Source organism: Stenotrophomonas sp. YJH_SMC_32, assembly GCF_059369975.1.
In genome coordinates, this window is record NZ_JCAFTE010000001.1 from 375,382 (window position 1) to 394,345 (window position 18,964).

The 18,964-nt window shown below is 67.2% G+C and carries 21 protein-coding genes and 2 riboswitches; of the genes, 16 read left to right on the forward strand and 5 right to left on the reverse strand.

What is annotated here, in order from left to right; translation table 11 throughout:
* Positions 1-8: 8 nt before the first annotated feature.
* Positions 9-620 (forward strand): DUF6445 family protein, encoded by a 612-nt coding sequence (locus AC5P7S_RS01715; protein WP_005419673.1) that lies wholly within the window; start codon positions 9-11, stop codon positions 618-620.
* Between the two features lie 71 nt (positions 621-691).
* Here AC5P7S_RS01715 and AC5P7S_RS01720 read toward each other — a convergent pair whose 3' ends face one another.
* Both AC5P7S_RS01720 and AC5P7S_RS01725 read right to left on the reverse strand, forming a co-directional pair.
* A complete protein-coding gene (locus AC5P7S_RS01720) occupies positions 692-1,852 on the reverse strand; it encodes a serine hydrolase domain-containing protein (RefSeq protein WP_095378181.1) in 1,161 nt (386 codons plus the stop codon).
* 68 nt (positions 1,853-1,920) lie between these two features.
* On the reverse strand, positions 1,921-2,844 hold the full coding sequence (locus AC5P7S_RS01725) for an aspartyl protease family protein (RefSeq protein WP_095378180.1): 924 nt from the start codon (positions 2,842-2,844) through the stop codon (positions 1,921-1,923).
* Positions 2,845-2,950: 106 nt separating this feature from the next.
* Between AC5P7S_RS01725 and AC5P7S_RS01730 the strand changes: the two genes are divergently transcribed.
* The 7 genes from AC5P7S_RS01730 (at position 2,951) to AC5P7S_RS01760 (ending at position 8,401) form a co-directional block, all read left to right on the forward strand.
* Entirely contained in the window at positions 2,951-3,658 is a 708-nt protein-coding gene (locus tag AC5P7S_RS01730) for a response regulator (RefSeq protein ID WP_095378179.1), read from the forward strand.
* Between the two features lie 32 nt (positions 3,659-3,690).
* A complete protein-coding gene (locus tag AC5P7S_RS01735) occupies positions 3,691-4,989 on the forward strand; it encodes a sensor histidine kinase (protein WP_095378210.1) in 1,299 nt (432 codons plus the stop codon).
* A 71-nt stretch (positions 4,990-5,060) separates the two neighbouring features.
* Positions 5,061-5,561 (forward strand): MarR family winged helix-turn-helix transcriptional regulator, encoded by a 501-nt coding sequence (locus tag AC5P7S_RS01740; RefSeq protein WP_005419666.1) that lies wholly within the window; start codon positions 5,061-5,063, stop codon positions 5,559-5,561.
* Positions 5,558-6,298 carry a DNA alkylation repair protein gene (locus AC5P7S_RS01745; protein WP_095378178.1) on the forward strand — a complete coding sequence of 247 codons (741 nt, stop codon included), beginning with the start codon at positions 5,558-5,560 and terminating at the stop codon, positions 6,296-6,298. Before AC5P7S_RS01740 ends, AC5P7S_RS01745 begins: the two co-directional genes overlap by 4 nt.
* Positions 6,299-6,345: 47 nt before the next feature.
* The gene (locus AC5P7S_RS01750; protein WP_095378177.1) at positions 6,346-6,684 is read left to right on the forward strand and encodes a DUF6616 family protein; all 339 of its coding nucleotides are present in this window, start codon (positions 6,346-6,348) and stop codon (positions 6,682-6,684) included.
* Positions 6,685-6,774: 90 nt separating this feature from the next.
* Complete coding sequence (locus tag AC5P7S_RS01755; protein ID WP_005419663.1) at positions 6,775-7,032, forward strand: hypothetical protein; 258 nt, start codon at positions 6,775-6,777, stop codon at positions 7,030-7,032.
* A gap of 295 nt (positions 7,033-7,327) precedes the next feature.
* A complete protein-coding gene (locus tag AC5P7S_RS01760; RefSeq protein ID WP_095378176.1) occupies positions 7,328-8,401 on the forward strand; it encodes a 3-deoxy-7-phosphoheptulonate synthase in 1,074 nt (357 codons plus the stop codon).
* A 248-nt stretch (positions 8,402-8,649) separates the two neighbouring features.
* Here AC5P7S_RS01760 and AC5P7S_RS01765 read toward each other — a convergent pair whose 3' ends face one another.
* Positions 8,650-9,267: a trimeric intracellular cation channel family protein gene (locus AC5P7S_RS01765; protein WP_005419661.1), complete on the reverse strand. Its 618-nt coding sequence runs from the start codon at positions 9,265-9,267 to the stop codon at positions 8,650-8,652.
* 84 nt (positions 9,268-9,351) lie between these two features.
* Positions 9,352-9,455: riboswitch (glycine riboswitch) on the reverse strand.
* A 13-nt stretch (positions 9,456-9,468) separates the two neighbouring features.
* Positions 9,469-9,558, reverse strand: a riboswitch (glycine riboswitch).
* Positions 9,559-9,598: 40 nt separating this feature from the next.
* On the opposite strand from AC5P7S_RS01765, the gene AC5P7S_RS01770 reads away from it, so the two are divergent.
* The 4 genes from AC5P7S_RS01770 to imm9 all read left to right on the forward strand — a co-directional run bounded on the left by AC5P7S_RS01770 (position 9,599) and on the right by imm9 (position 11,555).
* The gene (locus tag AC5P7S_RS01770) at positions 9,599-9,865 is read left to right on the forward strand and encodes a GIY-YIG nuclease family protein (RefSeq protein ID WP_005419660.1); all 267 of its coding nucleotides are present in this window, start codon (positions 9,599-9,601) and stop codon (positions 9,863-9,865) included.
* A 71-nt stretch (positions 9,866-9,936) separates the two neighbouring features.
* Complete coding sequence (locus AC5P7S_RS01775; RefSeq protein WP_032954574.1) at positions 9,937-10,368, forward strand: nuclear transport factor 2 family protein; 432 nt, start codon at positions 9,937-9,939, stop codon at positions 10,366-10,368.
* A 3-nt stretch (positions 10,369-10,371) separates the two neighbouring features.
* Positions 10,372-10,827 (forward strand): hypothetical protein, encoded by a 456-nt coding sequence (locus AC5P7S_RS01780; protein WP_095378175.1) that lies wholly within the window; start codon positions 10,372-10,374, stop codon positions 10,825-10,827.
* Positions 10,828-11,078: 251 nt separating this feature from the next.
* Complete coding sequence (gene imm9 / locus AC5P7S_RS01785; protein ID WP_095378174.1) at positions 11,079-11,555, forward strand: Imm9 family immunity protein; 477 nt, start codon at positions 11,079-11,081, stop codon at positions 11,553-11,555.
* Between the two features lie 180 nt (positions 11,556-11,735).
* Here imm9 and AC5P7S_RS01790 read toward each other — a convergent pair whose 3' ends face one another.
* Positions 11,736-13,016: an NAD(P)/FAD-dependent oxidoreductase gene (locus AC5P7S_RS01790; RefSeq protein ID WP_095378173.1), complete on the reverse strand. Its 1,281-nt coding sequence runs from the start codon at positions 13,014-13,016 to the stop codon at positions 11,736-11,738.
* Between the two features lie 123 nt (positions 13,017-13,139).
* Between AC5P7S_RS01790 and AC5P7S_RS01795 the strand changes: the two genes are divergently transcribed.
* Complete coding sequence (locus tag AC5P7S_RS01795; protein WP_005419652.1) at positions 13,140-13,919, forward strand: NYN domain-containing protein; 780 nt, start codon at positions 13,140-13,142, stop codon at positions 13,917-13,919.
* A gap of 111 nt (positions 13,920-14,030) precedes the next feature.
* The gene (locus AC5P7S_RS01800; RefSeq protein WP_095378172.1) at positions 14,031-14,651 is read left to right on the forward strand and encodes a glutathione S-transferase family protein; all 621 of its coding nucleotides are present in this window, start codon (positions 14,031-14,033) and stop codon (positions 14,649-14,651) included.
* A 97-nt stretch (positions 14,652-14,748) separates the two neighbouring features.
* Here the strand turns inward: AC5P7S_RS01800 and AC5P7S_RS01805 are convergent, their stop codons facing one another.
* A complete protein-coding gene (locus AC5P7S_RS01805; protein ID WP_069139712.1) occupies positions 14,749-16,926 on the reverse strand; it encodes a primosomal protein N' in 2,178 nt (725 codons plus the stop codon).
* A gap of 412 nt (positions 16,927-17,338) precedes the next feature.
* On the opposite strand from AC5P7S_RS01805, the gene AC5P7S_RS01810 reads away from it, so the two are divergent.
* Both AC5P7S_RS01810 and AC5P7S_RS01815 read left to right on the forward strand, forming a co-directional pair.
* Positions 17,339-18,343: a hypothetical protein gene (locus AC5P7S_RS01810; protein WP_095378171.1), complete on the forward strand. Its 1,005-nt coding sequence runs from the start codon at positions 17,339-17,341 to the stop codon at positions 18,341-18,343.
* Positions 18,336-18,917, forward strand: coding sequence for a DUF3106 domain-containing protein (locus AC5P7S_RS01815; protein ID WP_095378170.1), 582 nt, complete (start codon positions 18,336-18,338; stop codon positions 18,915-18,917). Before AC5P7S_RS01810 ends, AC5P7S_RS01815 begins: the two co-directional genes overlap by 8 nt.
* The last annotated feature ends 47 nt before the right edge of the window (positions 18,918-18,964 follow it).

Sequence of the window (18,964 nt, forward strand, 5' to 3'; positions counted from 1 at the left end):
CGGTGACCATGCCTACCTCGTTCATCGTCGTTGACGACTTCCTTTCTCCCGCCGATGCGCAGGGGTTGCGCCAGGCGGCACTGGGCCTGGACTATCCCGTCCAGGAGGGCGCATTCCCCGGCCGCAATTCACAGCAGCGGCTGGAGCTGGATGGACTGTCCGGCGCGGTCTCGCGACTGGTCAACGAACCGCTGCGGCCGGTCAACCCGCTGCAGTCGCACGGCAAGTTCCGCCTTACCTTTGCCGGCGACATCGGCCGCGCCAAGGTACACGCCGACCACTCGCACTGGTCGGGCATTCTCTACCTGAGTGCACCGGAGCACTGCGAGGGCGGCACCGAGTTCTTCCGCCACCGTCGTACCGGCACCGAACGCATGGCCCTGGATGCGGCGGAGCTGGCCGCATTGGGCTACGCCAACGGCGGCGACATGCATCGCGACATCATCGAGCGCGACAGCAACGACGACAGCCAGTGGGAAATGACCATGCGCATTCCGATGCGCTTCAACCGGCTGGTGCTGCTGCGGCCCTGGTTCTGGCACACCGCCGGGCCAGCGTTCGGTGATCGACCGGAGAATGGCCGGCTGGTGTACCTGATGTTCTTCGAGCAGGCGCGCTGAGGAGTGCCATCCACGCATGGCGTGGATGCTCCCCTCCCAGCCGCGTTCGCCATGCAGGCGTCATCGCACCCTCATTCGACGAATACCTTCGCCGCGCCATACTCCCACTGCCACGGCACGCCGGTATCGCCCAGTACGAATGCCACCAGTGCCGGGAACGCAGCTTCCGCCCGTACATCGTTGCCCAGGATCACCACGCAGCGTCTGTACCGTTCGATGCACACCAGCGTGTTGCCGACCGCATCGTCGTGGCCACCCTTGTAGAAGCCTGCGCCCTGCGGGCCGCGGAACGTCACCACGCCCAGGCCCGCAGCCAGATCCTTGCGTTGCTGCGCCACGGGCAGCTCTGGCTGCAACGTGGGGAACTGGCTGGCGGTGGTGATCGGCAGCTGCGGCCGCACCAGTTCCCTGCGCATTGCAGGCGACAGCCCATCGCCGCGGACATAGCCGGCAGCGAAGCGCGCCATGTCGGCGATGGTGGTATCCATCGAACCGGCCGCACGCACGCGGCTGCGTTCATCGTGCGGCTCGGCCGTGCCTTCCGCCGTCCAGCCATCGGCCAGGTTGGCGGCGAAATCCTCACGCCACATCATGCTGGTGCGGACCATGCCGAAGCGGTCGAATACCTGCCGCTGCATCAATGCACCCACGTCCTGGCCAAGCCGTCCACGCTCGATCACGAACTGCAACAGGATCAGCCCTTCGCCGGAATACCCATAACGACTGCCCGGATCGAAGTGGAACTTCAGGCGGCCATCGGGTTCCAGGAACCCGAAGTTGGCAAAGCCACTGGAATGGTTGAGCAGCAGGCGCGGGGTGAGCTGGCGCCAGCGCGCATCATCGGCCAGTACGCTGTAGTCGGCGTACTTCTTCGGCTCCGGCGGGTAGTCCGGCAGCGGCTTGTCCAGCGCCGTAGCGATGCTGGCGTCCAGCTCGATCCGTGCGTCCTGGGCAAGCTGTGCGACCAGGTGGCCGAACGCCATCTTGGTCAGCGAGGCGGCGTACATCACGGTATCGGTGCGCAGCGGCTCGCCTACGGCGTTGCGTTCGCCGTAGGCGGCCACGTGTACCACCTTGCCGCCATCGATCACCGCCAGCGCCATCCCGCGCGCATGCGCCGCCTGCATCAGCCGCTGTGCTTCGGCATCGATGCGCGCGGGCGAGGGTAGCGGCGGCGCGGCCAGCGCGGCCGGCGGCAGCAGCGTCAGCAACAGCAGGACAGCACGGCGCATGCGTGGAACTCCTGGCGGGACGTGGCGCGATGCTACGCCTGCCAGCTCCCGCCGTCATGCGCCGGACGTCAGCCGGGTCGGCGCAGGCAGATCCGCGCGGCACCCGCACCGATGTCCACCTGGCCACCGCGCATCGCGTCGGCACCGAGGATCAAGGCCGGTCGCGCCTCCAGGCCGATCGCCCTGAACACCGGCAGTTCGCTGATCCGGACCTCCATCGGCGGGTGCTGCCAGTTGCCGCCGGTCATGCCGGGCAGGGTGTACAGCCAGGTTGCCTGTGCACCGCCACCCAGCCCCTCGGTGCCCTCTTCACGTGCACGCACCCGAGCATCGCTGCCGTCGGTGCGCAGGCCCAGTGCGCGGGCTGCTTCGGCGTTGAGGACGGTCTGCGCGGCACCAGTGTCGACCACGGCGATGGCGTCCACGCCGGGCGTACCCAAGGCAAGCGTGATGAAGCCGAACTGGCGCAGGCCGTCATCGCGGCCGGGCAGCGCATTGGGTTGGCAACCCGGCCCTTCCAGGTCCAAGCCGCCGGGTGTCCACAGCGCCAGTTGATTGCGGCCGAAGTCCCAACGGGTGTCCCAGCGCCCGGTCAGGTCGTTGCCGATCAGGCCGTCAATGGCCGGATCATCGCCCTTCGCCAGCGATGACAGGTCGACCTGCATGCCGCTGGCCTTCAATTGCCAGCTGCCCAGCTGCCACGCTGTGCTGCGCATGCGCTGCAACCGCGCCGCCTTCGCGCTCGCGCCCTGGGCCTGCGACACTGCCGCTTCCGCATCCTGCAAACCGTAGCGCCGCACTACGCGTGCATCGACCAGGGTTGTCCCGGCGGCACTGTCGACCACGAAGCGCAGCGGCTCTGAACGCCCGTCCAGCGAGACGGCCACTGCCGGATGACCGCCCTGCATCCACATCGGCAGGACGTGCTCGGCGGCATCGGAGGCGAGCGCCGGCAAGGGGATGGCGAACAGGGGCAGCAGGAACAGGCGCAAGGGGAGACTCCGCAGTGATCGTGGGCGACCATTGGCGCGCAGCGGCGTATCACCGCGATATCTGCATTGATACCGTCCTGATACACAGGTGCGGGATACTGGGGCAATGAACACTCCCATCCGCGTCATCGTCGTCGATGACGATGCCAGCATTCGTGACGCCATCGCCGACCACCTGCTGCTGCACGGCTACCAGGTGCGTGTGGCGGCGGATGCAACAGCGCTGGACGTGTTGCTGCAGGTTGAACGACCTGACCTGATCATCCTCGACTGGATGATGCCTGGTGAGGATGGCCTGTCGGTATGCCGCCGGCTGCAGGCGCGGGCGATCCCGATCCTGATGCTGTCGGCGATGGGGGCGGCGCCGGATCGCGTGATCGGCCTGGAGATGGGCGCGGACGACTACCTGGCCAAGCCGTTTGACCCGCGCGAGCTGTTGGCGCGGGTACGCGCGCTGCTGCGCAGGCAGGACAAGCTGCGCGCACAGGTGGCCAGCGAGCTGCGGTTTGATGGCTGGCGATTGCTGCCTGAACAGCGTCGCCTGTTCGCGCCGGATGGTGCCGAACTGGCGCTGAGCCGCGGTGAATTCTCCCTGCTGCTGGCACTGGCTGAACGTCCCGGGCGGGTGCTGGCGCGCGAGCAGCTGCTGCAGTTGAGTCGCGGAGAAGCCAGTGACAGCGTGGACCGTGCCGTCGACCTTGCGATCAGCCGCCTGCGCCGCAAGCTCGGGCAGGCCGCGTCCGGCGCTGAAGCCCTTGTGCAGACACTGCGCGGTGAAGGGTACCGCTTCAACGCGGAGGTAGGGGTGTTGTGAGCAGCCGGTGGTCGACCACCCGCTGGATCGCGATGCTGGCCTTGGCCAGCCTGCTGCTGGCAACCCTGGTCAGCGTTGCGGTAGTGGGGTGGATGCCCCGGCCCGCGCCGCCACCGATGCGGCTGGACCATGCGATGCAGGTGCTGCGTGGGGAACAGGCGCCGGCGCCACTGGGATTGCATATGTCGACGCAGGACGCGCCACCCCGGGGCAGCGCCAGTGACTGGCTCACCCAGTTGGCGGCGGTGCAGATGGACCTGCCGGCCAGGAATGTACGCCTGGTGTGGACGGGGCGGGGCAGGGCGCCCGATGTGCAGGTCATCGAGGGTGGCGCGGTACTGGACGCCTCCGCTCGTGCTGGCGTGCTGAAATCGCAGGCCGCGTTGCTGACCGCCATGCAGTGGCCGCCATTCGAACTGGGGATGCGGCAGGCCGATGGCCGATGGCGGGTGGTCGGCAGCGACCACAGTGACCTGGCGGCCTGGCGCCGCCAGGTGATGCTCGCCCTGCTGGGCGGTGCGATCCTGCTGGCACCTCTGGCGGCGTGGGCGGCGATCCGGTTGGGGCGCCCGCTGCGACGCCTGGCTGAAGCCAGCGCACGGGTCGACCTGCAGGCTGAAACGCCATTGCCTGATGACGGTCCACGCGAAGTGCAGGTACTGGCCACAGCGATCAGCACCGGTCGCGAACGTCTGCGCGCCCAGGCAAGGGACATGACGCATATGCTGGCGGCCGTGGCGCATGACCTGCGCACGCCCCTGACCGGCCTGCGCCTGCGCGCGGAGTTCGCTCCCGCGCCACAGGCCGCCAGGATGGTGGCAGACATCGAGCGCATGGATACGATGATCGAGCAGGTGCTCGACTACGCACGCGGTGAGCTGCAGCCGTTGCAGATGCGCATGCTGGATCTTTCAGCGCTGCTGGAGGAGTGCGTGCAGGCGGCGCTGCTGCGCGGGGTCGACATTTCCCTTCAGGGCCCGGATACGTTGCCGTGGCATGGCGATGCGCTGCTGCTCCGGCGCGCGGTCGACAATCTCATCGACAACGCCGAGCGCTACGCGGGTGCCGTGGAGCTGTGGGTCGCCATGGCGGGTGACGGGGTTCAGCTGGACGTGATGGACCGCGGCCCTGGCATCGCCGAGATCGATCGCGCACGCCTGCTGCAACCGTTCCAGCGTAGCGAGGGCTCGCGTAGCCGCGCCACCGGGGGTGCCGGACTTGGACTGGCCGTGGCTGCCAACGTGGCAAAGCGCCACGCGGGCGAACTCCAGCTGCTGCACCGCGAGGGCGGGGGACTGATCGCGCGGCTGCTGCTGGGACGCACTTCCTGAGTCAACTCCGATTTGCTTCCACTGGCTATTCCTCCATATGATTAGGTGCCTAATCATGCAGTGAATAAAGGATGATCGAAGCCAAGCATCAGGCGTTGCTGGAGGAAGCGCAGCGGCGCGGCCACGCCAACATCGCGCAGCTGCGCCTGTGCTTCCAGCTGCTCTCGTTGTCCTCGTCGATCGATCGCGACTGCGCTGCACGGTTGGCACCGCACGGGCTCAGCGAGGGTCGCTTCATCGTGCTGTTCCTGCTGCACGGGGCCGGCGGCGCACTGGCGCCGCACGCGCTGGCCGAGCGCGCTGGCGTGACCCGGGCCACCATCAGCGGCCTGCTCGATGGCCTGCAGCGCGAAGGCCTGCTGCAGCGTCGCAGCGATGGCGAGGATGGCCGTCGTCTGCAGATCGTGTTGACCGCACCGGGCAAGCGTTTGGCCGAGTCGCTGTTCGAGCAGCACACACAATGGATCAGCGGCCTGTTCAACGGCCTGGATGCTGATGAACGGCAGCAGCTGTCACAGCTGCTGCGCAAGGTCTGGCAGCACACGGACACCGGGCGGGAAGCCTCCGCATGAGCACGCCCATTCCCGCGCAACGGCTGCGTGCACTCAACAGCGGTGATGCCGCTGCCACGCATCTGGACGAATGCCTGGCAGTGGATTTCGCCGCACTGCTACAGGGGGTGGCACCTGTGCTCGAGCCGGAAGCGCTGCAACGTATGCGCAACGCCTCCGGCAAGGGCATCACCCAGCGCATGGCGCTGGCGGCGCGGTTGCTGCGCGAAGCCGGGCAGGGTGATCCCGCGCGCTGGCAGGCACACGCATCAGACACCGTGCGTGGCTGGGCCTGTTACCTGATTGGCAGCGATGCCGGCGCGACGCTGCCGGCCAAGCTGCGGGCGATGCGTTCGCTGGCTGACGACCCGCACTTCGGCGTGCGCGAATGGGCATGGCTGGCGCTGCGCAGCGACATCGTTGCCGCACCGTTGCAGGCGCTTGAGTACCTGCAAGTGTGGGCGCAGGAAGCATCGCCTTACCTGCGCCGCTTCGCCTGCGAAGCGCTGCGCCCACGAGGCGTGTGGTCCACGCATATCGTGCTGTTCAAGCAGCATCCAGAACTCGCATTGCCGATGCTGGAAGCAATGGCCAACGACCCGGCGCGCTACGTGCAGGACTCGGTCGGGAACTGGCTCAACGATGCCGGCAAGACTCAACCGCAGTGGCTGCGTGAGCTGTGCGCGCGGTGGCAACAGCAGCACCCTGGCGATGCCAATGCCTACATCCGCAAACGCGCCCTGCGCTCGTTGCGGTAGTACCGGCTGCCCGCCGGCAATCTCATCAACCTCAAGGAAGACCTTCCATGTCCTACACCCTCATCGAGCTCTACACCGCCACCCCGGCCTGGACCGCTCTCCCGCCTGACCAACGCGCCGCCTTCTTCACCCGCATCGGCGCAGGCATGCAGCAGTTCGATCCGGTTCGCATCGCACCGGTGGCGATGGGTCGTGTCGCGGGGGGCGCAGCGCACGGTGGCAGCGAGCAGTTCTACGCTGTATGGAGGTGCGCGAGCCGGGAAGACGCCGACGCCCTGCTGGAAGGCATTGCCGCCACCGGTTGGCATCAGTACTTCGCCACCACCAATGCCGTCGGCGCAGACGATGGGATGGGGCAGCACCTTGCCGACCTGGCCGCCTTGTAGCAGCGCCTCCGGACGCGCATGGCACATGCGCCTGTCACCCGGACGCGGTAAACAGGACATTGCCCATGTCCATCCGCAGGGAAGTTGATCATGCAGAGCACGCTCCAGGTAACGCTGTACGGCCCGCAGGGCGATACGCCGGCTCTGCAGCTGCCGCAGATGGAAGGGCCCTCGGTGGCCATCCCGGAAGCGGTACTGCGCCGGCTGGTGTCCGATCTCTACACAACCCGTTCCCTGCTCAATCCCGAGCAGCTGGACGAGGCCCGGCAGGAGCTGGACCGCGTGCTGGAGCGCTGGGCCGACATCCACGAAGGCCTGCTGCTGGACGTGGAAGTGCATGGCAGATGAGCGACGTTGCACAGCGGCCACCGCCTGCACTGCGCAGTCAGGCGCATCACTGAACCGCGCCCCCAGTTGCGGATGAAACATTTTGCACTGCGCAAAAGCTGTGCTATCAATAGATCCCATGAACGCAGCCGCTACCCGCTTTTACTGGTATTACTTTCCGAAGCCACTGGCGGAGGAAGGACTGCGCTCACCCTGAAGAAAGCTTCAGACGCATTCCCGAAAGCCGCCAGCGAACCTGGCGGCTTTTTTCATGCCGCCACGCTGGGGACCCCCAACGTTCCGGAGATCTCCTGCAATGCCCCCGCACACCGACGACCTGCGTATCCGCACCATCGAACCGCTGACACCGCCAGCCCAGCTGCTGGCGATGCTGCCCTGTGACGATGAAGCTTCCGACACCGTCAGCGCCTCGCGCGCGGCCCTGCACCAGATCCTGCACGGCCGTGACGACCGCCTGGCGGTGGTGGTGGGCCCGTGCTCGATCCATGACCCCAACGCCGCCATCGAGTACGCCCAGCGCCTGAAGCCGCTGCGCGACGCGCTGGCTGGCGAGTTGGAAATCGTCATGCGCGTGTACTTCGAGAAGCCGCGCACCACGGTGGGCTGGAAGGGCCTGATCAACGACCCGGACCTGGACGGCAGCTTCAGGATCGACAAGGGCCTGCGCATCGCCCGTGGCCTCCTGCGCGACATCAACAAGCTCGGCCTGCCGGCCGGTGTTGAATTCCTCGATGTGATCTCGCCGCAGTACATCGCCGACCTGGTGGCATGGGGCGCGATCGGCGCACGCACCACCGAAAGCCAGGTGCATCGCGAGCTGGCTTCGGGGCTGTCGTGCCCCGTCGGCTTCAAGAATGGCACCGATGGCAACGTGAAGATCGCCGCCGACGCGGTGGGTGCGGCATCCAACCCGCATCATTTCCTGTCGGTCACCAAGCAGGGGGGCACTGCCATCGTGTCGACCACCGGCAACCCGGATTGCCATGTGATCCTGCGCGGTGGCAAGCAACCGAACTACGACGCTGGCAGCGTGGCTGAGGCCTGCCAGGTGCTGGCCAAGGCCAAGCTGCCGGCGCGACTGATGATCGATGCCAGCCATGCCAACAGCCTGAAGAACCCCGAGAACCAGCCGAAGGTGATCGACGACATCGTCGTTCAGTTGGAAGACGGCGAACAGCGCATCGTGGGCGTGATGATCGAGAGCCATCTGGTTGGTGGCCGCCAGGAACTGGTGGAAGGCCAGCCGCTGGTCTACGGGCAGAGCATCACCGATGGCTGCATCGACTGGGACACCACCGTGACGGTGCTGGAGCGACTGGCTGCGGCCGTGCGCGCCCGTCGCGACGTGAAGGTGTCCCAAGCCGCCTGAGTGCGGCACGTGTGTGGATGGCGGCCAGCGCCTGCGGGGGTGCGGCCGCGATCAGGGCCGGCCGGAGTTGGAGACCGGCCCATCTGCACCGGCGATGCGCCTGGCGCTGCGCATGAGCGACAGCGCCAGGTACATCGCCGGGGTGGTGATGCCGATATTTGTAGCGTCGAGCCATGCTCGACGTGCGCGCGACGCGCGTTGGCTTCCTGCAAAGCGCAGTCGAGCATGGCTCGACGCTACGAAGAGGCTCAATGCACTTCGTCGTGGTACACGAACTTCGGCATTTCCCAGCGATAGTGGATCGCCAGCAGGCGCAGCGCGAAGCCGCCGCCCAGGCAGCACAGGATCGCGGTGGCGTCGGCCACGCCCCAGTGCAGCAGCAACAGATACGCCGCGCCGGTCAGCAGCGCGATGATCGCGTACAGCTCCTTCTGGAAGATCAGCGGCACCTCGTTGCAGAGGATGTCGCGCAGCACGCCGCCGAACGCGCCGGTCAGCATGCCGGCGATCAGCACGATCGGCATCGCATGGCCGGCCTCGCGCGCGATCGAGCAGCCGATCAGGGTGAAGGCGATCAGACCCAGGCCATCGAGCACCAGGAAGGTGCGCCGGAAGTGGTGCATCCAGCGCGCCACCCAGGTGGCGATCAGCGCCGCGCATACGGTGAACCCCAGGTACTCGGGATGCTTCACCCAGCCCAGCGGATAGTGGCCGAGCAGGATGTCGCGCAGTGATCCACCACCGAGGGCAGTGACACAGGCGATCATGACCACACCGAACAGGTCCATGCGGCGGCGGCCGGCAGACAGTGCGCCGGTCATGGCTTCGGCGGAAATGGCAACCAGGTAGATGATGGACAGCAGCATGGAACAGGCTCCGGGCGCGGTGGGGCCGGCCATGCGCAACTGCCACCACTGCCTGCGCAATGACGGGATGACGATGACCGGTGCCGCTCCCGCTGTCCTTTTGCCTGAGAGTTCAGCGGCATGGGCCGCGTGCCCCTTCGGCGGATCGTCCCGGGCGTGCCCGGTGACCTCTCTCCAGCTCGGCGAGTCGAATGCATGGTTGGTGGGATTCCAGCCCACCGGCCTGAGCGATCATGGGAGCCTGCGCCTTCGGCGGGCGCCAGCGCGGCGCCTCTCTCCTGCATTCGGCCGCCAGTATATCCGCTGCAGTGCAGCACGGCATAATCCGGGCATGGCCCCGTCCCTCCGCCCCTGGTTCCTGTACCTGCTCGAATGCCGCGATGGCAGCTATTACGCCGGCATCAGCACCGACGTGGATGCGCGTTTCGCCGCCCACCAGGCCGGCAAGGGCGCGCGCTACACCCGGGCCCGGCCACCGCTGCGAGTGCTGGCCGTGCGCGAATACCCGGACCGGGCCGCCGCCTCACGCGCCGAGTGGCAACTCAAGCAGCAGCCCCGCGAACGCAAGCTGGCCTGGCTGCAGGCGCCGGTCCTGTAGATCCACGCCACGCGTGGATGGGCTACCCGGCCCATGCGATGATCGCCCCGCGCCCAGAGCTGGAGACCCGGATGTCCACGATCGCCCTGCTGTTCGCTCTTTCCGCAGCAACGAGCCCTGCCCCCGACCCGGCCACCATCGCGGCCATCGAAGCCACCTGCCACGACTACGTCGATGGCCAGCTGGAGGCCGACCCGCAGCGCGTCGCCCGCTCCCTGCATCCGGACCTGGCCAAGCGCGCTGTGCTCGGCGATACACCCGACGAACGCCTGGGCCTGCGCCGGATGTCGAAGGAAGAACTGGTCTCGCTGACGAAGCAGGGCGCGTTGAAGACCCCGAAGGATCAATGGGATCGTCGCTGCACGGTGCTGGACGTGACCGGCAACGCGGCCTCGGTGCGGCTGGAGACCCCGTGGTTCGTCGATTACTTCCACATGGGGCGCTTCGACCAGCGCTGGGTCATCGTCAACGCGTTGTGGTATCCAAAGCCGAAGGCACAGTGAGCGATGCGTGCCGCCGGCAAAGCATGGATCTCCGTCGTCGTGCTGGTCGCCGGCATCGCGCTGCTGCCTGGCCTGCTGTACCTGCTCGGGCTGGCATTGGCAGGCGGTCGGCCGACGCCGGCCGAACGCGCGCCCAGTGGTGTGGCAGCGTGCAGCAGTGAACCACGCGCGGGATACCAGCCGATGAATCCCTGGCGTTTCGCCGCGCAGTTCTTCGACAAGGACGTGATGAAGAAGAAGGTGCCGGAAGTGGAGCGGGAGGCCTTCTGGATTGCCCGACGCCACCTGTGGCGGCAACCACAGCGCGGCATGCCGCGCTGGCATCTCAGCAGTACCGCATTGACGATCTGGATCACCCGGCATTGGAGTACTGCGCAGATTGCCGACACCGCGAGGAAGGAGGACTTCTGCCGGACCTGGTCGAAACGGCGGGTGCCCGGTGGCCCGATGAGGAAGTAGAGCCACGCGGTGTGCGAATGGTCCTACTCTCCGCTACGCTGTGTCGTATACGGCACTAAAGTGAATTCGTAGCACGAAACCTCTCGTTTGCCGCTGAGCAACTTGTCTGGAAGTCGCGACCGCGAAAAATCACCTTATCCCAGACGCCCGGCTTGATTTCATCCCGGTCTGTGGCCAGGCACAGTGGGTGGAATAGTTGCCACGAAAGTTGAATTGCGGAAGGCTGATGCCATCAGACAGACAGCACACTCATGAGAAAGCAGATCAGATGCATTGTTTCGAGCGAATCTCCGGGTGTCAGCAGAACGCTCGATATCTTTGAAATTAACCGTATGTTGGACTGCTACCTGCAGACGAAGATCGATCAGGTGAACGTTGCGGATCTGGGAGGTTGGCGATTGCAGATGTTCGTCGTCATCCGGAACACCGATTCCATTGGAGTTTTCAAACGCACGAGGCGATACCCCTCCGACATGGAGTTCTTGGTCAGTATTTCGATTCCGGTTCCCAGCATCAAGGTCGTGGGGTACGGCCTGCCCGACCATGCCATGTATGGACTAGGCTTCTTCCATCCCGTGAATGAAGCGAAGTCCCACGTCATCAATCCGCAGTTTGCAGACTACGCAGGGCTGCAGGAGTACTTCGTGGGTAGCGCTGAGCGTGCTATCGACATGGCATTTGATTTGGGCTTCAAGTGCAACGGGAAAGTGATTCGATACGTTGCTTGACGAGAGCGGCGGGAAGCACAGCAACCATTCCTGACTACGGCTTCTCAAAAATGCAGGAAGCTGACGCATGGATGAAGATGGGGGATGTGCGGGTACTCATCCACGCATGGCGTGGATCTACTGCAAGGGGTCAGAGCCCTTTCCTGCGGAAAAGGATCCGACCCCCCGTTGCATGCAGCCCTACCGCTTCGGCCGCCGGTCGTCGCGGTCATCACCGAAGATGATTCGCGCACTGCGCTGGTAGCTCCAATACGCGACCGCCCAGTTCAGCAGCACCACGATGCGGTTGCGGAAGCCGATCAGGAAGAACACGTGCGCGGCCAGCCAGAACCACCAGGCCAGCACGCCGGAAAGCTGCAGCCGGCCCAGGTGCACGATCGCGGCCATGCGGCCGATGGTGGCCAGGTTGCCGTAGTCGGCGTACTTGAACGGGCCGGGCTCGGGCTTGCCGTGCAGGCGCGCGCGGATCACCTCGGCCACGTATTTGCCCATCTGCTTGGCGGCCGGTGCCACCCCGGGTACCGGCTTGCCGTCGGCCTGGCTCAGTGCGGCCAGGTCGCCGGCCACGAACAGCTCCGGGTGACCGGGCAGGGTAAGGTCCGGTTGCACCGGCACGCGTCCGGCGCGGTCCAGTGGCACGTCCAGCGTGCGCGCCAGCGGTGAAGCGGCCACGCCGGCGGCCCAGACCACGGTGCGCGCCGGTACGAACTGTTCGCCGAGCTTGAAGCCCTGGCTGTCGATGTCGCTTACCGGGGTACCGGTCAGCACTTCCACGCCCAGCTTTTCCAGTTGGCGGCGCGCCTTCAGCGAAAGCGCATCCGGGAACGAGGACAGCACGCGCGGCCCAGCCTCGACCAGCCGCACCCTGGCGCTGGCCGGGTCGATGTGGCGGAATTCGTTGCGCAGCGTGTGGCGCGCGATCTCGGCCAGGGTGCCGGCCAGTTCGACGCCGGTCGGACCACCACCGACGATGGCGAAACTCAGCCACGCCGCCTTCTTCGCCGGGTCCGGTTCGGCCTCGGCGCGTTCGAACGCCAGCAGCAGCTTGCGGCGCAGCGCGATGGCATCGTCCAGCGTCTTCAGGCCGGGCGCATCATCGGCCCATTGATCGTTGCCGAAGTAGGCGTGGGTGGCGCCGGTGGCCAGCAGCAGGCTGTCGTAATCCAGCGTGCTGCCATCGGCCATGCGGATCTGCCGCGCCCGCTTGTCGATGGCCACCACTTCGCCGAGGCGGACTTCCACATTGCGCTGGTGGCCGAGGATGTGGCGCAGCGGTGCGGCGATATCCGGCGCGGACAGGCCGGCGGTGGCCACCTGGTACAGCAGCGGCTGGAACAGGTGATGGTTGCGGCGATCGACCAGGGTGATGCGTATGCGCTCGCGGGCCAGGGCACGGGTGGCCCAGAGACCGGCAAAACCGCCGCCGACAACGACCAGGTGGGGAACGCGCTCGCGACTCATCGACTCACTCCAGTGGGGGCATCGGGGGAAGCGCCTGGCATCTTCGCACGGCGGCCACCTGTCACGTCAGCGCCTGCCCGGATCGGCGATACTCGGGTTCAGGCAACGGCCCGTGAGGAGCCCATGAGCGAACCGGAAAAGCGCATCGCCCTGTTGATCGACGCCGACAATGCGCCGGCCTCGAAGATCGACGAGGTCCTGGCGGAAGTCGCCCGCTACGGCGTGGCCAACGTGCGCCGTGCCTACGGCAACTGGAAGAGCCCGCGACTGAAGGGGTGGGAAGCGGTGCTGCATGAGTATGCGATCCGCCCGATCCAGCAGTTCGCCTACAGCAAGGGCAAGAACGCTTCGGACATGGCGATGGTGATCGATGCCATGGACCTGCTGTACGCGCGCAACCTTGATGGCTTCGCCATCGTCTCCAGCGATGCGGACTTCACCCCGATGGTGATGCGCCTTCTGACCGATGGCGTGAAGGTATATGGCTTCGGTGAGAAGAAGACGCCCGAGCCATTCGTCAATGCGTGCTCGAAGTTCACCTACCTGGAGGCACTGGGCCAGACCCATGCCAGCGTGCCGGATGCCGAACAGGCGTCCAGCGAGCAGGCCTCGAACGAGCCGGTGACCAACGACGATGCGCGTCCGCGCAAGAGCGGTGCGGAAATGCGCAGTGACACCCGGCTGGTGAAGATGCTGCGCCGTGCGGTGTCCGCGGCCGAGGGTGAGGATGGCTGGTCGCACCTCGGACCGGTCGGCAGCCAGATCGGCAACCAGGCCTCGTTCGATCCGCGCAACTATGGCTACGGCAAGCTCAGCGATCTGCTGGCGGCGATCGGTCTGTTCGAACTGAAGAAGGATGGCAAGTCGTCCTACGTGCGCGCGCTGCCAAAAAAGAACAGGTAGTGCCTGCCGCTGGCCGGCAATGCCCGGATGCCAGATCCCGCATCCGGCACGGACATCTCCGCCCGATCAGGCGTATCGTTGCCGCTCGCATTGCCAGCAAGGAAAACCCGCATGTTGAAGATCTGGGGCCGCCGCAATTCCAGCAACGTCCGCAAGGTACTGTGGTGCGCCGAGGAAATCGGCCTGCCGTACGAATCCATCGAAGTCGGTGGCAGCCATGGTGGTACGCAGACGCCGCAGTACCAGGCGATGAATCCCAACGGCCTGGTGCCGGTGATCGAAGACCACGGCTTGCCGCTGTGGGAATCGAACGCCATCGTGCGCTACCTGAGCGCCCGCTACGCACTGGGCACCCTGTACGCTGAGGACCCGATGGAACGCGCCCAGGCCGAGAAGTGGATGGACTGGAGCACGTCGCGGATGGCGCCGCTGTACAGCGACCTGGTCTGGGGCATCATGCGCACCGCGCCGGCCGACCGCGATGAAGCGCGGATCAATGCCGCCATCGTGCGCGCCGGTGACTACCTGGCGATGGCCGACGCTACCCTGGCCAGGCAGCCGTGGCTGTCGGGCGAGAAGTTCGCGATGGGCGACATCCCGCTGGGCTCGCTGGTCTACGCCTGGTACGAGCTGCCGATCCAGCGACCGGAGCTGCCGCATCTGGCTGACTGGTATGCGCGGCTGCGTGAGCGCCCGGCCTACCAGCGCGGCGTGATGTCGCCGCTGACGTAAGCGAAGGCGTCCGGGGTCAGAGCCCTTTTCTGCGAAAAGGGATCCGACCCCCTGGGCATCGGGGTCGGATCCCACCCGACGGGTGGGCTCTGACCCCTCAATACAGGTCCGTTGGATCCACATCCAGCGACCAGCGCACCTTGCGTGCTTCCGGCAGCGCATACAGCTGCGGAACCAGCTGCGCGAGCACGCCATGCAAGGGTGGCCGCTGCGGCGCCGACAGCAGCAGCTGTGTGCGCTGGTAGCCCGCGCGCCGCGGCATCGGCGCCGGCATCGGGCCGTACGCCTCCACCACGTTCTGCTCGCCCAGCAACTGCCGCGCAGCCAGCAGGAACGCATTGGCGTGCTCGACCTGCTGCGCTTCGGCGCGCATCAGCGCCAGGTGCGCGAACGGGGGGAACCCTGCGGCTTGCCGCTGGTTCAACTCGGCCTGCGCGAACGGGTGGTAGCCACCGCTCACCAGGGTTTCCAGCAGCGGGTGACCCGGGTGATGGGTCTGCAGCCAGACCTCGCCGGGGTCACGCGCACGTCCTGCACGACCGGCCACCTGGATCAGCTGCTGCGCCAGCTTCTCGCTGGCGCGGAAGTCGGCGGAGAACAGGCCTTCGTCGATGCCGACCACCACCACCAGGGTCAGCTTCGGCAGGTCGTGGCCCTTGGCCAGGATCTGCGTGCCGACCAGGATGCCGGGCTGGTCGCCCAGTTTCGCCAGCTGCTGCTCCAGCGCATCGCGGCGTGAGGTGGTGCCACGGTCGATGCGCACCACCGGGAAATCGGCGAAGGCGGCGGTGAGGTGTTCTTCCAGGCGTTCGGTGCCGATGCCCTGCGGCTGCAGCGCCAGGCTGCCGCAGGCCGGGCATGCCAACGGCGCCGGTTGGCGCGCGCCACAGTGGTGGCACTGCAGGCGTCGGCCGCCGCCATGCACGGTCATCGGCGCATCGCAGCGCTGGCAAGGCGCGGTCCACCCGCAGTCGTGGCACAGCAGCACCGGTGCGTAGCCACGGCGGTTCTTGAACACCAGCACCTGCTGGCCACGCTGCAGGTGCTCGCCGATGCCGGCCAGCACATCGGCCGAGAGGCCATCGTGCAGCGGCCGCTTGCGTACATCGAGGATGCGCACGCGCGGTGGCCGCGCATCGCCGGCGCGCTGCTTCAGGCGCAGGTGCGTGTAGCGCCCGGCGTAGGCGTTGTGCAGCGTTTCCAGCGAAGGGGTGGCACTGCCGAGCAGCACCGGAATGCCCAGCGCCTTGGCGCGCACCAGAGCGAAATCGCGCGCGTGGTAACGGATGCCGTCCTGCTGCTTGTAGCTGCCGTCGTGTTCCTCGTCGACGATCAGCAGGCCGGCCTGCGGCAATGGCGTGAAAACCGCCGAGCGGGTGCCGACGATGACCCGCGCTTCGCCTCGGGAGGCGGCCGCCCAGACGCGCGCGCGCTCGTTGTCGTTCAACCCCGAATGCAAGGCGTGCACGGCGATGCCCAGGCGGCCGCGGAAACGTGCCAGGGTCTGCGGGGTCAGGCCGATTTCCGGTACCAGCACCAGCGCCTGCCTGCCCTGCGCCAGGCAATGGATGATCGCCTGCAGGTAGACCTCTGTCTTGCCGCTGCCGGTCACGCCGTCCAGCAGGAACGGCTGGAAGCCGTCGGCAGCGTTGATCGCAGCCACCGCCCCGGCCTGGTCCGGGTTGAGCGTGGGGCCGGGCAGCGGCTGCGCATGCTGCGGTGCCACCGTCATCGCCACGCGCTCGGCCAGCTCGCGCTTGGTCAGGCTGCGTGCAGCGGTGCGCCAGTCGGCCATGCGTTCGCCGAGCACGTCCTCATCCACGATCGCTCCTGCCAGCAGCTCGGCCAGCTGCCGCGGACGGCTTCCGGCGCGCAGCTTTTCGCGCTGGGCGTGGCCTTCGGTGGTCAGCTGCCAACCCCAGTGGTGGGTGTCGGGCAGGGCCTCGCCATGGCGCAGCGGGCCGGGCAGGGCGGTGCTCAGCACCTCGCCCAGTGGCGCATGGGTGTAGCGCGCCAGCCACTGCAGGCTCTGCCAGAGTTCGCCCTGCAGCAGCGGCTGCCGGTCGCACCAGGCCAGCGCCTGGCGCAGTCCCTGGCCGTCGTCGGTCTGGCCGTGGCCGGCCACCACGCCGACCAGCTCGCGGTTGCCGAACGGCACCTTCAGGCGGCAGCCGACCGCGGCCGTGGGGCCATCGCCCTCCGGCGACAGGTAGTCGAACAGGCGGGGCAGGGGGACGGGCAGGGCGACCTGCAGGGTCGGAATGGGCGAAAGCATCGGGCCAGTGTAACGGGCCATGCGCGCGCGAATGGCAGGGGGCAGACGTGCCCGGGCACGGCCGTTGAATCATAAATGTCACCTAAATATCGGTGTCCATTGGAGATTCAGGCTTATCCACATGTTCTGTGGATAACGTTGTGCGTTACCGGTCGACGGCAACCCAGGAGGCCGATGGCGACGAGCTCACGCTTGGGTTGGTCAAAAAATCGCCACACTTAAAAGGCATTCAAAATCAACAACTTGAGTGTGAAACATTGCTGAAACAGAGTGAATTCAGCTGCATGCCGCAATTTCCCGCGCGGGGAGCGTGGTGCTGTGCACAACCTGCAGCACGAAGTGCCTGTGGGCGCAAGTCCTACGGGTGCCGATGGGCTGCCGCTATCATGCCGGCAGACCTTTGGAGTGACCGATGACGGCTGTGCCCGCCCCTGTTTCCTCGACCGCGGCCGGCGCGCTGTCGGCGTTCCTGCGTGGCGTCGAACGCCGCGCCCTGGTGGTGGCTGAACTGCAGTGCGGCGATGCCGCGCGTGCCGAGCAGACCCTGGTGGCAGTGATGCGCGCGTTTGCAGCGGTCGCCAGCGACCTGCCGATGGCGCAATGGCCGACCCGCTTCTGGACCCTGCTGGGCCAGCGCCAGGCGCTGCGCGAGCCGGCGGGCGGGCAGTGGGCGCCGTCGTTGGCCGCGTTGGGCGCGATGCCGCCACTTCCACGACTGGCGCTGCTGCTGCGGGTGGGCGGCAGCCTGGACGAGGGCATCGCCATGCGCGTGCTCGACCAGGACGAGGCCGGTTACCAGCACCTGCTGGCCGATGCCTGCCCGCGTGATGCCCAGGGCCGGCCCGATGCCGTGGCCTGGCGCCAGTTGGCCGAGCAGGTACAGACCCGTGTCCGTGACCTGCCGGCCGCACGCCTGCAGCAACTGCAGCAGCCGGCCGCACCCACCACCCACAATGAAGCACCGGCCTCCAGCTGGCGCGCACCGCAGCGGGACGAGCGTGCGGCCGCCAACGGCAAGCGCCGCCGCGCGAATGCCAGGCCGCGCTGGCGCGGTCCGCTGATCCTGCTGGTGACGGTGGCGGTACTGCTGGCCGCCGCGCTGGGGTGGCGCCACCTGCAGGGACATTCGTTCGGCAGCGATGCACCCTTGCCGGAGGGCGTGGTGGGCGAAGCCGGTCCGGTGACCGTGGAGGCCCTGCCACCGAGCAAGGTGGACGCCACACCGGACGCGGGCCAGGCGCAAGCCAATGATGACGCAGCGATGCTGGCAGATCGCGACTACCCGCTGGTCGCCGATGCCGACCTGTACGCGTGGACTGCCGCGGGCGGCCCGCTGCCGGTGGATGAATCGCAAGCCAAGCCGAGCCGGCCGGAGCCGGCCAGTGCCACGCTGGAAACGGCTGCCGCCGATGAATAAGTACGTGCTCGCCAGCCTGCTGCTGGCCCTGCCGCTGTCGCTGTCCGCCGCACCGCAGCCGTTGAGCGTGCCGTTGCCGCCACCGGTTCCGGGCAGTTCGCCGGCCACGCCGGCGTCGGCCGCTGCAACAGCACCTGCCGAATTCGTCCAGCTGGATGCGCAGCAGCAGCGACAGCGCCGTGCCGACTACGCCGCCTGGCGCGCATTGCCGGAAGCAGAGCGCGAGCGCATCCGTCAGGCGGCTGCGCGCTTCAATTCGCTGCCGGCCGATCAACAGCAGCGCATGCGGCAGCAATTCCAGGCGCAGGATCAGGCGTTCCGCGACGGATGGCGGCTGGGCCCGCAGCTGGGCCTGGAATTCCCCAAGCTGCACGGACTGTTCGGATTCGTGCCACCGGAGCAACGCGAGACCGCGCTGGCCGTGCTGCGCCAGCTCAACCCGGCGCAGCTGGCCCAGCTGGCCCTGGTCGCGCAGCGCACGCCGCCGCAGGAACGCGACACGGTACGCAGCGCCTTCCTCGCCGTGCCCGCCGCCGAGCGCGACAGCTGGCTAAAGCGCCAGGCCGGCCAGTAGAAAAGGGGACGGAGGGGATTAAGTCGTATCAGGCCAGTCAGTGCCGA